The sequence below is a fragment of the Streptomyces cynarae genome, assembly GCF_025642135.1.
GTDB lineage: Bacteria > Actinomycetota > Actinomycetes > Streptomycetales > Streptomycetaceae > Streptomyces > Streptomyces cynarae.
Genome location: NZ_CP106793.1, coordinates 8833895 through 8846459, shown reverse-complemented (window position 1 = coordinate 8846459; position 12565 = coordinate 8833895). Strand labels below are relative to the sequence as shown.

The 12565-nt window shown below is 67.9% G+C and carries 10 protein-coding genes; 6 read left to right on the top strand and 4 right to left on the bottom strand.

Features of this window, described 5'->3' with window-relative positions:
* Positions 1-283 precede the first annotated feature (283 nt).
* Positions 284-1369 carry a LacI family DNA-binding transcriptional regulator gene (locus tag N8I84_RS40115; RefSeq protein WP_263234432.1) on the top strand — a complete coding sequence of 362 codons (1086 nt, stop codon included), beginning with the start codon at positions 284-286 and terminating at the stop codon, positions 1367-1369.
* 249 nt (positions 1370-1618) lie between these two features.
* Here the strand turns inward: N8I84_RS40115 and N8I84_RS40110 are convergent, their stop codons facing one another.
* Complete coding sequence (locus N8I84_RS40110) at positions 1619-1996, bottom strand: nuclear transport factor 2 family protein (RefSeq protein ID WP_263234430.1); 378 nt, start codon at positions 1994-1996, stop codon at positions 1619-1621.
* 315 nt (positions 1997-2311) lie between these two features.
* On the opposite strand from N8I84_RS40110, the gene N8I84_RS40105 reads away from it, so the two are divergent.
* On the top strand, positions 2312-3121 hold the full coding sequence (locus tag N8I84_RS40105; protein ID WP_263234429.1) for a methyltransferase domain-containing protein: 810 nt from the start codon (positions 2312-2314) through the stop codon (positions 3119-3121).
* 31 nt (positions 3122-3152) lie between these two features.
* On the opposite strand, the gene N8I84_RS40100 is transcribed toward N8I84_RS40105, so the two are convergent.
* Both N8I84_RS40100 and N8I84_RS40095 read right to left on the bottom strand, forming a co-directional pair.
* Complete coding sequence (locus N8I84_RS40100) at positions 3153-3281, bottom strand: hypothetical protein (RefSeq protein WP_263234428.1); 129 nt, start codon at positions 3279-3281, stop codon at positions 3153-3155.
* A gap of 322 nt (positions 3282-3603) precedes the next feature.
* Positions 3604-4290, bottom strand: coding sequence for a GntR family transcriptional regulator (locus N8I84_RS40095; RefSeq protein ID WP_263234427.1), 687 nt, complete (start codon positions 4288-4290; stop codon positions 3604-3606).
* A 380-nt stretch (positions 4291-4670) separates the two neighbouring features.
* Between N8I84_RS40095 and N8I84_RS40090 the strand changes: the two genes are divergently transcribed.
* The 4 genes from N8I84_RS40090 to N8I84_RS40075 all read left to right on the top strand — a co-directional run bounded on the left by N8I84_RS40090 (position 4671) and on the right by N8I84_RS40075 (position 9702).
* Entirely contained in the window at positions 4671-5981 is a 1311-nt protein-coding gene (locus N8I84_RS40090) for an amino acid permease (protein ID WP_263234425.1), read from the top strand.
* 175 nt (positions 5982-6156) lie between these two features.
* The gene (locus N8I84_RS40085) at positions 6157-6918 is read left to right on the top strand and encodes an SDR family NAD(P)-dependent oxidoreductase (protein WP_263234424.1); all 762 of its coding nucleotides are present in this window, start codon (positions 6157-6159) and stop codon (positions 6916-6918) included.
* 25 nt (positions 6919-6943) lie between these two features.
* On the top strand, positions 6944-8218 hold the full coding sequence (locus tag N8I84_RS40080; protein ID WP_263234423.1) for an aminotransferase family protein: 1275 nt from the start codon (positions 6944-6946) through the stop codon (positions 8216-8218).
* Positions 8215-9702 (top strand): NAD-dependent succinate-semialdehyde dehydrogenase, encoded by a 1488-nt coding sequence (locus N8I84_RS40075; protein WP_263234422.1) that lies wholly within the window; start codon positions 8215-8217, stop codon positions 9700-9702. Before N8I84_RS40080 ends, N8I84_RS40075 begins: the two co-directional genes overlap by 4 nt.
* Before the next feature lie 320 nt (positions 9703-10022).
* Here the strand turns inward: N8I84_RS40075 and N8I84_RS40065 are convergent, their stop codons facing one another.
* Positions 10023-12338, bottom strand: a complete 2316-nt coding sequence (locus N8I84_RS40065) for a family 43 glycosylhydrolase (RefSeq protein WP_313884328.1) — start codon at positions 12336-12338, stop codon at positions 10023-10025.
* Positions 12339-12565 lie beyond the last annotated feature (227 nt).

Genomic DNA, 12565 nt, shown 5'->3' with positions numbered 1-12565 from the left:
GAAATCGCATGACAGGGAGATGCCGGATAGTAAGCGATTGCTATGGCCCGAGACTACGGAACCCGGAACGAGCTGGCAAGCATGCCGCCGGTTCCGCCGGACAGCCGTCACCCGCCGTCCGGCGCCGGCCGCCGCCGCTCTCAGAGCGGACTGACGTCCTCGGCCGGATTGCGGCCGTACTGATCGGGGGGCACTTGATGTGCAGTACTTTCAGAGTGTGACGAAGACAAACGGCGACGGCGACCGCGCGCGGTCCGACAGGACGGTCCGCGGTGGAAAAGGTGTGAAGAAATCGTTTCCCGCGGCGAGCGAGGGAGCGCGGCGCCGCGCGACCCTGAGCGACGTCGCGCAGATGGCAGGTGTGTCGAACGCCACCGTCTCGCGTGTCCTTGCCGGCAACTACCCGGTCTCCGTGACCACGAAGAACCGGGTGATGCGCGCGGTCCGCCAGCTCGACTACGTCGTCAACGCCCAGGCCCGGGCTCTGCAGGCGGGTGCCAGCCGCACCATCGCCTTCGTCCTGCACGACATCACCGGGCCGTCCTTCGCCGAGGCCGCGGCTGGAGTCGAGGAGGAGGCCGCCCGCTACGGCCGGCTGTGCGTCGTCTGCACCACGAATGGCAGCCGGGAGCGCCAGTCGAAGGTCATCGACCTCATGCGTGCACAGGGTGCCGAGGCAGTGATCCTCATCGGCGGGACCGACAACGACGAGGAGTCGCACGGCCGACTGGTGGCCTACGCCCGGTCCCTTGCCGCGGCCGGCTCCCGCCTGGTGCTGTGCGGCTGCCCACCGCCCAGGGAGCCGCTGCCGGTGACCGTCATCGACTACGACAACGAGGCGGGCGCCTACGCGGCCACCGCCCACCTGCTCTCGCAGGGCCACCGACGGATTCTCTTCGTCGGCAAGGGAGAGGGATACACCACCTCGGAGGCACGGTTCGCCGGGTACCTGCGGGCGCTGACCTCCTTCGGCATCGAACCGGACCCCGAGTTGCAGGTGGTCGTCGACTTCAGCCGCGCGGCAAGCGTGCGCGCGATGCGGGAGGTCCTCGCCCGCCAGGTCGCGTTCACCGCCGTCTTCGCCGCCTCCGACATGACCGCGGCAGGGTGCATGCAGGTCCTGCGCGAACAGGGCAGGAAGGTTCCCGAGGACGTCTCCGTGGTCGGCTACGACGACATCCCGATGACGATCGACATGACCCCCCGACTGACCACCGTGCACGTTCCCTACCGAGAGCTCGGCCGGGCCGCCGTCCGACACGTCATGGAACTGGACCCCGCAGCGCGCCAGGACATCGACCACGTCGTGCTGGGAACCCATCTCATGGTGCGGGAGTCGGTCGCACCGCCGGCTGTCGAGCCGGCCTGAGACACGGTCAACCGGCGATGCGTTCCACCGCGAAGGACATCGGTCCTGCAGCAAGCTGACGGGTGGGCCGCACGCCGGGCCCGCAGGGAGCGCTGCCGATGCCGCAAGGAACGCGCCCGCGTCCGCAGCGAGAAGGGCACCCGCTGGGGCGGACGCCCCCTCGACACCGCAGCCTGACCAACTGCGAACCGCAGCCCCCGAACGCCGAAGGGGACAAGTCCAGGAGAAGGACAGCGACAGAAGGATGACTCAGGAGGCGGACGGATCGATCTCTCCCGCAAAGACGATGACCTGGTCGATGAGGCTCCGCCGCAGATGGACGACGTCCGTTCCCGCCAGGCGGGGTCCTCCATCCGGCATGGTAAAGACCCACTGGTACCGGGCCCACTCGTCAGGCATGTCCACCGCCGAGCAGCGCACCATCGTGCCGGTCCCCGCGGGGTGGCGCCGGATGTCCAGCACGAACCGCTCGACCGCCGCGATTCCTTCGCTGCGACCCAACGGCCCCCAGAAGACCACGTCTGAGGTCAGAGCCTGGGAGAGCAGGGCAGTCACATAGCTGTCGTCCGAGGCGTTGAACGCGGAGATGAACGTGTCGATCGCGGAGCGTGCAATCTCTTCCTGCATGCCCCATTAATACCAGCCGTTTCGCGTGCGCTCGCCCCGCGAGCCCGCTTCCGATCACGGTGAACCATCCCGGTCACAGCACTAGTGCCGCGGCAGGCAACGTTTGCCCGTCAAGGAACGGCGTCCGGTGCGTGCTCTGGGGGTACCCCCTGCTCGAAGAGCTTGGGGAGTGCCGGCCGGAAGCCCTCGTACTGGACGTACTTGGGCTTTCGGCCGGTGCGGCGAGTGGGAGTCCCCCTGCTCGAAGAGCTTGGGGGAGCGTGCCGGGCGTCGCGACGGGGCGAACGTTGCCTGTTGCGGCACTAGCGTGCTCCCATGAACGATCACGGTGTTGCTCACGGTTTCACGTCGGTGGACACGCAGCCTCGGCCCGCCGAGTGGGTTGAGGTCCTGGACCGGCTGAGTGCGGAGCCGTTCTACGCCACATACAAGCAGCGGCTGCAAGAGTTCCTGCGTGCCGAGCCCGGCGGGCTGTTTCTTGAGGTCGGAGCGGGTACTGGGGACGCCGCCGTGGCCCTGCGCTCGCGCAATGGGGCAGAGGTCGTCGCGGTCGACAGCTCCTTGACGATGATCGCGCAGGCACGGGACCGAGGACTGCCACGCGCCGCTGTCGCGGACGGGCACCGGCTGCCGTTCGCAGCGGGTCGGTTCGACGGCGCCTGGGCCGACCGGGTCCTGCAGCACGTCGTCGAACCGGCCCGGGTGCTGGACGAGCTGCTGCGGGTGGTCCGCCCCGGCGGCCGGGTCGTCTTGGCAGACCCGGACTACGACACCCAGGTACTCGACATTGACGACCAGGAGCTCGCCCGCCGGGTGCTGCGCTTCAGGGCCGACGTGGGCCTGCGCAACGGCTCGCTGGCCCACCGGCACGCCGGATTGCTCGCGGCCCGCGGCATCCATGACATCACGGTGGAAGCCTGGACTCTGGTCGTGCGCGACCCGTCGGCGGCCGACAATGTCATGGGCCTGCGCACCTGGGCGCACACAGCCGCAGCCCGGGGCTACCTCGACCCCAAGGACGCGGACCGGTTCGTGGCCCAGTTCGACGATGCCGTGCGCGCAGGCCGCTTTACCTACGCCGTCACGTTCTTCCTCACTGCAGGCACGCTGCCCTTGTCAGACTGATAGCCGGCGAGTGAAGGCGGCATGCCGCGCATCAGGCCGCAGTGGCGAGGGGGCGTCCGCCCCAGTGGATGCCCTTTTCACTTCGGATCCGGGCGCGTTCCTTGCGTTCGGCGGCCAGTACGTCGTCGGTCAGTCTGCGCACCCGGACAGGCTCAGCCATCGCCCCTCCAGCGGTCGGATCGGACATCACCGCACATCCAACCGCCCGACGTCCGACCCGGCGAACCTAAGCGGTCAGAGCACTAGGCGGCCCATTTTCCCGTGCGTCGCGCCCGCCTCCGGGGAGGTCGCGCTGGGTACGGCGTCCCCGCTTCACAGATAGCGACGCAAGGACGTCTCGGCTGCTGTGGAGAGAGACCCTGTGGAGCTGTTCCAGGATCTCCATACCGAGCAGGCCGGCGTCCAGGCTGATCTGCTGGAGCTAGATGTCGGTGAGTGCGCGGCGCTCCGCAGGGTCGGTCCAGACCCCCGGGCGGCGAGCCTCAATGTTCGTTGTCGGTAGCCAGAATCCGCTGCACCCTCTCGGCGTTGGTGGCGATGTGGTGGCTCACCTCGCGCTGCGCGCGCTGGGCATCACCCGCCCGTATCGCGTCCATGAGCGGCTCGTGCTCGCCCACCACCTTGCGGGGATTCTCGTACTCGCGCTCGTAGGCGGACAGGGCCATGAGGTAAAAGCGCAGTTCGCGGGTCAGTCCGGCGTAGAACGTATCGATGCGGCTGCTGCCGAGGGCTGCCACGATCGCGGCGTGGAAGGCCAGGTCCGCGGTCACGAGGTCAGCACGTTCATGTGATGAGGTCGCCGAGTCGAGGTTGCTGTAGGCCTCCTCCACGACGGCGAGCCGGTCATCGGTGAGGGGTGTGGCCAGCGCTGCCGTCTCCAGGCGCTCGCGAGCGGTGTAGAGCTCCGCGACCGTCTCGGGTGTCGGAGAGATGATCACGGCCCCGCGGTTCACCTCGAAGCGGACCAGACCGCCGTGCTCGAGCAGACGCATTGCCTCGCGGACCGTGTTGCGTGCGATGCCGAGTTCGGTGGCGATCGCGCTCTCACGTAGACGCTCACCAGGGCGGAAGGCACCCGCGAGAATCCGTTCCGAAAGCCCGTCCGCGACCTGCTGGGCGGTCGTCGTCCTGCGGGCTACCAATCCGTCGAGTCCCTCGAGTGCCGTCATGGCCTGATCGTACCGAGAATCACCTCTAGCGCTCAACAGTAGAACTGTCCTACAGTTGCGCAGCACCGCGACGGCCCACCGTTCGCGCAGTCGAAGGACTGCCTTGGGACAGCGGCTCGATGCTGGTCACAAACGATGCCAAGAGGCCTGTCCCATTTCGGCCCGCTGTCACGCCAGGCGGGCACCCACCTCCATATCCGCGACGCCGCGCGCCGACGTGCCGCTCTGGCGCACCGCTGACACATCCGAGTCCACATTCGCATCCGCGATCAGTGCAACGACGCCGCAGAAAGGCTCCCACAGTGCAGACAACTCCCGAGCTCGCCTCAGAGCACACCCAGTCCGACGCACCCAGAACACTCAGGCAGCGACACGTCCGAATGATCGCCCTCGGCGGCATCGTCGGCGCGAGCCTCTTCGTCGGCAGTGGAGCGGTCATCCACGCCGTGGGACCGGCCAGCATCCTCTCCTACGCCCTCGGCGGCCTCCTGGTCATCCTCGTCATGCGGATGCTGGGAGAAATGGCCACCGCCTCCCCCACCCTGGGGTCGTTCATGGAATACGCCCGAGCATCGCTCGGCGGCTGGGCCGGCTACACGATCGGCTGGCTGTACTGGTACTTCTGGGTCGGCGTCGTGGCATTCGAGGCGGTAGCCGGCGCCAAACTGCTCATGCTCTGGATACCAGGCGTACCCCAGTGGGTCTTCTCGCTGCTCCTGATGACGCTGCTCACCGCCTCGAACCTCGTGTCCACTCGCTCGTTCGGTGAGACCGAGTTCTGGCTGGCCTCCATCAAGATCGTCACGATCGTCGTCTTCCTCCTCACCGGCACCCTCTTCGCTCTCGGGATCTGGCCCGGCTCGAAGCTGTCGGTCGGCAACGTCACCGCAGGCGGCTTCGCTCCCCACGGGCTGTCGGCGATCCTGCACGGCATCGTGATGGTGATCTTCGCCTACGTCGGCACAGAGATCGTGACCATCGCGGCGGCGGAGTCCGCGGACCCGGTGAAGTCGGTGGTCAAGGCGACCTCCTCCACGGTCTGGCGTGTGATCATCTTCTACGTCGGTTCGGTGACCCTGCTGGTGATGATCACCCCCTGGGGCCAGATCCCGACCCAGACCAGCCCGTATGCGGCCGCCTTCGGCAAGATGGGCATCCCCGCAGCGAGCACCATCATCAGCGTCGTCGTCCTCACCTCTGTGCTGTCCGTGCTGAACTCCGGCCTGTACACCGCCTCGCGGATGCTCTTCGCGCTCCAGCGCAACAACTGGGCGCCGAGATGGGTCGCCGACCGCAACCGCAGGGGAACACCCTGGAAGGCCATCCTCGCCTGCACCTCGGCCGGCTATGTCGCCGTCATCATGAGCTACATCGCACCGAACACCGTCTTCGACTTCATCATCAACTCCGCAGGAGCCGTAGGCCTGTTCGTCTACGCAATCATCGCCGGATCACAGCTGCGCATGCGGCGGCAGCTAGAGCGCGAGGCGCCCGAGCGGCTCAAGCTGCGCATGTGGGGCTACCCGTACCTGAGCTGGATCACCCTGGCGGGCATCCTGGTCGTGGTCAGCTCCATGTTGCTGGTCCCGGACGCCCGCTCGCAGCTCTACCTCAGCGTCCTCAGCCTGGCCGTCATCCTCGCCACTTACCTGATCGTGCAGTACGTGCGGAGAAACGCTGCACGTCACTGACGGCCACCGGAAGCGGCAACCCGTCAGCCACCGCGCACGAAGCGGGCCCCGGGCGCCTGTGGCTCACGCACCCAGCGCACAGCACAAAACCCCGTTTGACGCGGGACCGAGCCACAGAGCGTCCCGGCCCAGATGTGGTTCTGATGTCCCCGACGAACCGATGGAGAGACCGGGCATGACCCACGTCCCCACACCGCCACGGGTAGCTCTGGTCACGGGCGCCACCTCCGGCATAGGAGCCGAAACCGCCCGGCGGCTCCACCACGACGGATTCGCCGTACTCCTCACCGGCCGTAGCAGTGGACGAGGCGAGGCACTGGCTCGTGAACTCGGCCCCGGCGCGGCCTGCTTCGTCCCGGCCGACCTCACAAAGGACGGCGAGCCCGACCGCCTCCTGCAGTACGCCCTCGACCGGTTCGGCACGATGGACGCCGTGGTGAACAACGCAGCAGTCGACCACACCGGAGAACTGCTGAACGTCCCGGCCGCCGAAATCCGCGACACCTTCGAGATCAACACCTTCGCCGCGATCGCCGTCCTGCAGGCAGCAGCGCGCACCATGCGGCACTCCGGCGGCAGCATCATCAACGTCACCTCCCGGCTGGCCACCATCGGCGTCCCCACGATGGGCGTCTACAGCGCCAGCAAGGGCGCGATCAAGGCCCTGACGGCCGCAGCCGCAGTGGAACTCGCGCCGTACAACATCCGCGTCAACGCCGTGGCACCCGGCATGACCCGCACACCGCTCTACGAGGCCTGGCTCCGCTCCCACAACGACCCGGAAGCCACCGCCCGCAAGGTGGCCGACGGCATCCCGCTCGGCCGGCCCGCCACCCCGCAGGACGTCGCAGGCGCCATCGCGTTCCTGGCCTCACCCAGCGCCGACTACATCACCGGCATCACTCTTGCCGTCGACGGCGGCTACACCGCCCAGTAACCCACGCACCCCCAGGGAAACCGCCATGCCCAACGAGAACCCGCCCGTCCTGACCGGGCCTGCCCTCTGGAGCGCCCAGGCCCACCTCCCGTCCGTCCTGGGACGCCAGCTGACCGTGGACCGCGCCGAAGGGAGCTATGTCTTCACCACGGAGGGCCGCCGTCTGTTCGACGGCACCGCCGGTCTGTGGCACGCGAACGTCGGCCACGCCCGCCCCGAACTCGCCGAGGCCGCCTACGAGCAGATGCGGCGCCTGGAGACGTACCACATCTTCGGCCGCTACTTGAACGACCGAGCCGTCGAACTCGCAGAGCGCCTGGCCTGGCTCTCACCCATCGAGGACCCCAAGGTCATCCTCAACAGCGGCGGCAGCGACGCCATCGACGTCGCCTGCAAGCTCGCCCGCCGCCACTGGCAGCGCGAGGGACGCAGCGACAAGACCGCGATCCTCAGCCGCGAGTTCGCCTACCACGGCCTGCACGCCTACGGCACCAGCATCGCCGGCCTCGACTTCAACCGCGCCGGCTACGGCACCGAGTCCCTGGTGCCCGAGACTGCGCGAGTCTCGACCCACGACATCGAGGCGGTCGAGCGCACCGTGCGCGACATCGGCCCGGAGAACATCGCGGCGATCGTGTCCGAGCCCATCCAGGGCACCGGCGGCGTCAACCCGCCCGCCCCCGGCTACCTGGAGGGCCTCCAGCGCATCTGCCGGGAGAACGACATACTCCTGATCGTCGACGAGGTCATCACCGGGTTCGGACGTACGGGCCACATGTTCGCCACCGAGCGGTACGGCCTGCGCCCCGACCTGATCACCTTCGCCAAGGGCGTCACATCCGGATACGCCCCGCTGGGCGGCGTGCTGGTCGCACCCCACATCTGGCAGCCGTTCTACCGCGACTCCTCCGACACTCCCATCTTCCGCCATGGCGCCACCTACGCCGGACACGCCACCGCCTCCGCCGTCGCCCTGCGCAACCTCGACATCCTCGAAGAGGACAAGCTGCTGCCCCGAGTGACCGAGCTGGAGCAACTGCTCGCACGCGAACTGCACGGCCTCACGGCCCGGGCAGCAGTTGTCGAGACCCGTGTGGCAGGTTTCCTGGGCGGCATCACGCTCACGGACGACCTCAGCGCCGAAGCGGTCACCGACCAACTGGTCGAGCACGGGTTCATCACTCGACCGCTGCGCGGCAACACCGTACAGATCAGCCCGCCGTTCATCACCACCGACGACGAGGTCCGGCAACTCGTGGCCGCCATCGACACCGTCATCGCCGACCAGGAAGCCAAATGACCACCATGCGCACCCTCCCCGAGGCGGAACCGACCGCCCTGGCCGACTCCGAGAAGGTCCTGGCCAACCTCGACCTCGCCGTTCCGGGCGTGACCCGGACCTTCGACGTCCACGATCCGGCCACCGGCCAGACGATCGCGCAGGTCCCCGACTTCGACGTCCAGCAGGCCCTGGAGGCCGTCGCCCGCGCCGACACAGTAGGCCGGTCCTGGACCGCCACCACCACCCGGCACCGCGCCGACATCCTGCGCGCCTGGTACGACCTGATCACCGGCAACGCCGAGATGATCGCCCTGCTCATCACCCGTGAGATGGGCAAGCCGCTCGCCGAGGCCCGCGCGGAGGTCTCCTACGGGGCCGACTTCGTCCGCTGGTACGCCGAGGAAGCGGTACGCCCGGCAGGAAACCTTCGCGACGCTCCCACCGGCGGGGCCCGCCTGCTCACCCGGCGCGCACCGGTGGGGTTGTCGGTTTTGATCACCCCGTGGAACTTCCCGCTCGCCATGGCGACCCGCAAGATCGCCCCGGCGCTCGCCGCCGGCTGCCCGGTGGTCGTCAAGCCCGCGCCCAACACGCCCCTGACCACCATCTTCGCGGTCCAGCTAGCCCTCGCAGCCGGCGTCCCCGAAGACCTGGTGCAGGTCGTGACCACCACCGACGCACCCTCCTTCAGCACCGCCGTGCTGGCCGATCCGCGCGTGCGCAAGGTGTCCTTCACCGGATCGACCGCGGTCGGCAAGGTCCTCCTGCATCTCGCCGCGGACAACGTACTGAAGAGCTCCATGGAACTGGGCGGCAACGCCCCGCTGCTGGTCTTCGACGACGCCGACCTGGAGCGGGCCGTCGACGGAGCGTTCGCCGCCAAGATGCGCAACGGCGGCCAGTCCTGCATCGCCGCCAACCGCATCTTCGTCCAGGACGGCATCGCCGACGCCTTCGTCGAGGCCCTGACCGACCGGCTGGCCACGCTGGAGGTCGGCAACGGACTCGCCCCCGGCGTCGGCCTCGGCCCCGTCATCGACCACAACGCCGTGACCAGACTCGCCAACCTGGTCCAGGACGCGACCCGCCGCGGCGCACACCTGGTCACCGGCGGCTCGGCTCCCAGCCACCCCGGCTCGTTCTTCGAACCGACGCTCCTGGACCACGTACCAGCTGACGCCGCCCTCGCCCACACCGAAATCTTCGGGCCCATCGCCGCCATCCAGCGCTTCTCCCACCAGGACGAGGCCATAGCACGCGCCAACGACACCGAGTACGGCCTGGCAGGCTACGTCTTCACCGAAAACCTCGACCGCGCCTTCAACGTGGCCGACCAACTGGCCACCGGCCTGGTCGGCATCAACCAGGGCGTCCCCTCGAACGCGGCCGCACCGTTCGGCGGCATCAAACAGTCCGGCCTCGGACGCGAGGGCAGCAGCGAAGGACTCGAGGAGTACCAGGAGATCCGCTACTACAACCTTCAACTGCGTCCGACCAGGTGATCCGTGTACAGCCACCGCGGCGCCTGGACGAATAGACCGGCGGGTACGACGCCCTGACCCTGTACGGCTCTCCTGCACCCTGGCACAGGCGCCATCCTGCGTCAGGGGCGAAGGCCGTGGTCGAGCATGCGATGTCGCATGCCGCTTGCCGTGACCGACAACCAGTCTCCGGTCCGGTGGCCCGTCACCGGCGGCGCCAACCAGGACTGGCAGATGTCAGCCTCTGACCGACGGCCCGCGAGACTGCGTCCGACCGGTGAAACGGGGTCACATCCTGCCAGGACGTGACCCCCTTTTCTGCAGTACGAGCCGCACGGCGGTCAGGCCCAGGGGCTGACCGGTGCGAAGAAACTGTCGGCTCGGAAGGTGGCGTTGTCCTGGTAGGTGTCGAGGCGCAGTTCGTAGTTGTAGTGGCGGATGTAGCGGCCGGGGTAGTTGTACGATTCCAGGCTGACCGAGCCGGTGGCCGAACCGGGCCGGGCGCAGTAGGTGGCGTCCTTGTTGAAGAGCGCCGTGTCGTTGCTCGCGTCGGCGCGGATCCGGAAGTCCTTGTGGCGCAGATAGCGACCGGAGGAGTCACGGAACGAGTAGCAGCTTCCGTCGGCCAGGCCGGGTACGACGGTGAAGGTGGCGCTCTGCTTGACCGCCGTGGTGCTGGAGGACGTCACCGGGTCGAGGTAGCCGAGGCTGTCCGAGCGCACGACGGCGTAACGACCGGGGAAGTTGACGGACCGGAGCGAGCGGGTGGTGTTCGAGGGCAGGGTGGTGCCGCCCGAGACGGGGTCGATGCTGCTCAGGGTGGGGACGACCTTCTTGATCAGGCCGTCGGTGTCGAACGCGAGCTTGTCGATGGTGGTTTCTCGGTGGGTGCCGTCACCGCCGGGGATGGCGAAGCGGTGGTAGGCGATGTACCAGTCGTCGGTGCCCGGCACCTGCACCACGGAGTGGTGGCCGGTGCCCTTGATACCGAGCGAAAGGTCCTTCTCCAGGATCACGCCCCGCTTGGTCCAGGGCCCGGTGGGCGAAGAGCCGGTGGCGTAGGCGACCCGGTAGTTCTCGTCGCGCGTGTCGTTCTCCGACCACATGAGGTAGTAGGTGCCCTTGCGCTTGATGACGAAGGAGCCTTCGTTGTAGCCGCTGGGAGTGATCTCGGTGACCTTCGAGGCGTCGAACGAGACCATGTCGTCGTTCAGCGGGACCACGTAGGCGTGACCGTTTCCGAAGTAGAGGTAGGACTGGCCGTCGTCGTCGGTGAAGACGTCCGGGTCGATCATCTGGCCGGCGTAGACGCCGCGGGCGATCAGCGGCTTGCCCAGGGGGTCCTTGAAGGGACCGGTGGGCGAGTCGGAGACCGCGACACCGATGCTGGTGTCGGCGGAGTAGTAGAGGTAGTACTTCCCGTTCTTCGCGGTCGCCGTCGGGGCCCAGGCTCGACTGTCGGCCCAGCCGATGTCGGGACCGAGGTCGAGGATGACGCCGTGGTCCGTCCAGTGCACCAGGTCCTTGGACGAGTACGCCTTGAACTGCGTACCGCTCCAGCCCGCGAAGCCGTCAGTGGTCGGGTAGATGTAGTACGTGTCGCCGAAGCGGACGATGTTCGGGTCTGCGGTGAGCCCCGGCAGGACCGGGCTCCTCATGATCTGCGCGGAGACCGTCCAGGCGCGCTTCGTCCCGCCGGAGCCGGTCACCTGGTACGTCACGGGGTTGGTGAAGTCGCGCGGGGTGCCGGAGGCCGGGCTGATCGACGAGCCCTGGGCGAGGGTGAACTGCGGGGCGAGCGCGGTGAGGTCGGTGCCCTCCCTCATCGGCAGGGTGATCCTGCTGTTGGCGTCGTCGATGAGGGCAGCGATCTTCAGTGAGGGGTCGGTGACCGTGGCGATGCCCGTGGCGTTCCCGCTGACCGTGAGGACCTCCGCGGGCGTCAGCGCGCGGTTGTAGACGCGGAAGTCGCGCATCTTGCCCTTGAAGAGCTTGTCATTGGTGAAGAGGGACTTGCCGATGTAGTCGGCCGTGGTGGTACCGGACCCGATGGAACCGGGGGTGAGGGTGACGGACGTGTTGCGGGCCACCTCCACGCCGTCCCTGTAGAGGACTCCCGTGGTGCCGGTCTGGGTGTAGGTGACGTGCTTCCAGGCCGAGCGCGGCAGCGCGGTGGAGGTCCGACTGTTCTGCTCGGTGGACGGGGCCCCGGAGGCGATGGCGGTCCGGAAGGTGTCGCCGGTGGTGAAGAGGTACCCGTTGCCGGCGCCGTTGCTGGTGTTGCCGAAGCCGTAGAGGAAGTAGGGCGTGGCCTGGGCGGCGTCGATCTGCACATCCATCGAGACGGTGATGGAGTTCATGCCGCTCATGATGTTGTCCGGCACCTTGATGTAGGTGTCGGAGCCGTTGAACGTCAGTCCCTCCCCTGTGCCCGACCAGCCCGCGGTGCCGTTGACGGTTCCGTTGCGGCCGTTGCCCGAGGAGTCCACTGCCACGGTGCCCGAGGTCGCGTCGAGTTTGTACCAGAGAGCCAGACCGTCGGTGATATCCGCTGCCTGGGCGGGAGCTGACAGACCGACCGTACCCGCCAGGAGCGCGGCGGCGACCACGGTGGCGACGGCGCCCCGCCGGAATGTTCGGCGGCTCTGAGGTCTCACGCTGTGCATGGGTTCACATCCCCGTGATGAAGACATGCCTGAGATGGCGACTCGCGGCCTTGGCCGAGGTGCTGACGTGCCGCCCGAATGACATTGCGCTGCGTGAGTGTGAATTGGGATACGAGTCGGCGTCAATACTTTTCGAACGACATCCGAGATACCGAACAACAATGACGTGCGCGGACGGTTTATCTGACGGCCGACCACTCCGAGGTCTTGACATCCTT

Bases quoted from the DNA above. Each gene is read 5' to 3' on its own strand.
- N8I84_RS40110 (WP_263234430.1), bottom strand. From the start codon at position 1,996: ATGCAGGAAGAGATTGCACGCTCCGCGATCGACACGTTCATCTCCGCG.
- N8I84_RS40105 (WP_263234429.1), top strand. From the start codon at position 2,312: ATGAACGATCACGGTGTTGCTCACGGTTTCACGTCGGTGGACACGCAG.
- N8I84_RS40100 (WP_263234428.1), bottom strand. From the start codon at position 3,281: ATGGCTGAGCCTGTCCGGGTGCGCAGACTGACCGACGACGTACTGGCC.
- N8I84_RS40095 (WP_263234427.1), bottom strand. From the start codon at position 4,290: ATGACGGCACTCGAGGGACTCGACGGATTGGTAGCCCGCAGGACGACG.
- N8I84_RS40090 (WP_263234425.1), top strand. From the start codon at position 4,671: ATGATCGCCCTCGGCGGCATCGTCGGCGCGAGCCTCTTCGTCGGCAGT.
- N8I84_RS40085 (WP_263234424.1), top strand. From the start codon at position 6,157: ATGACCCACGTCCCCACACCGCCACGGGTAGCTCTGGTCACGGGCGCC.
- N8I84_RS40080 (WP_263234423.1), top strand. From the start codon at position 6,944: ATGCCCAACGAGAACCCGCCCGTCCTGACCGGGCCTGCCCTCTGGAGC.
- N8I84_RS40075 (WP_263234422.1), top strand. From the start codon at position 8,215: ATGACCACCATGCGCACCCTCCCCGAGGCGGAACCGACCGCCCTGGCC.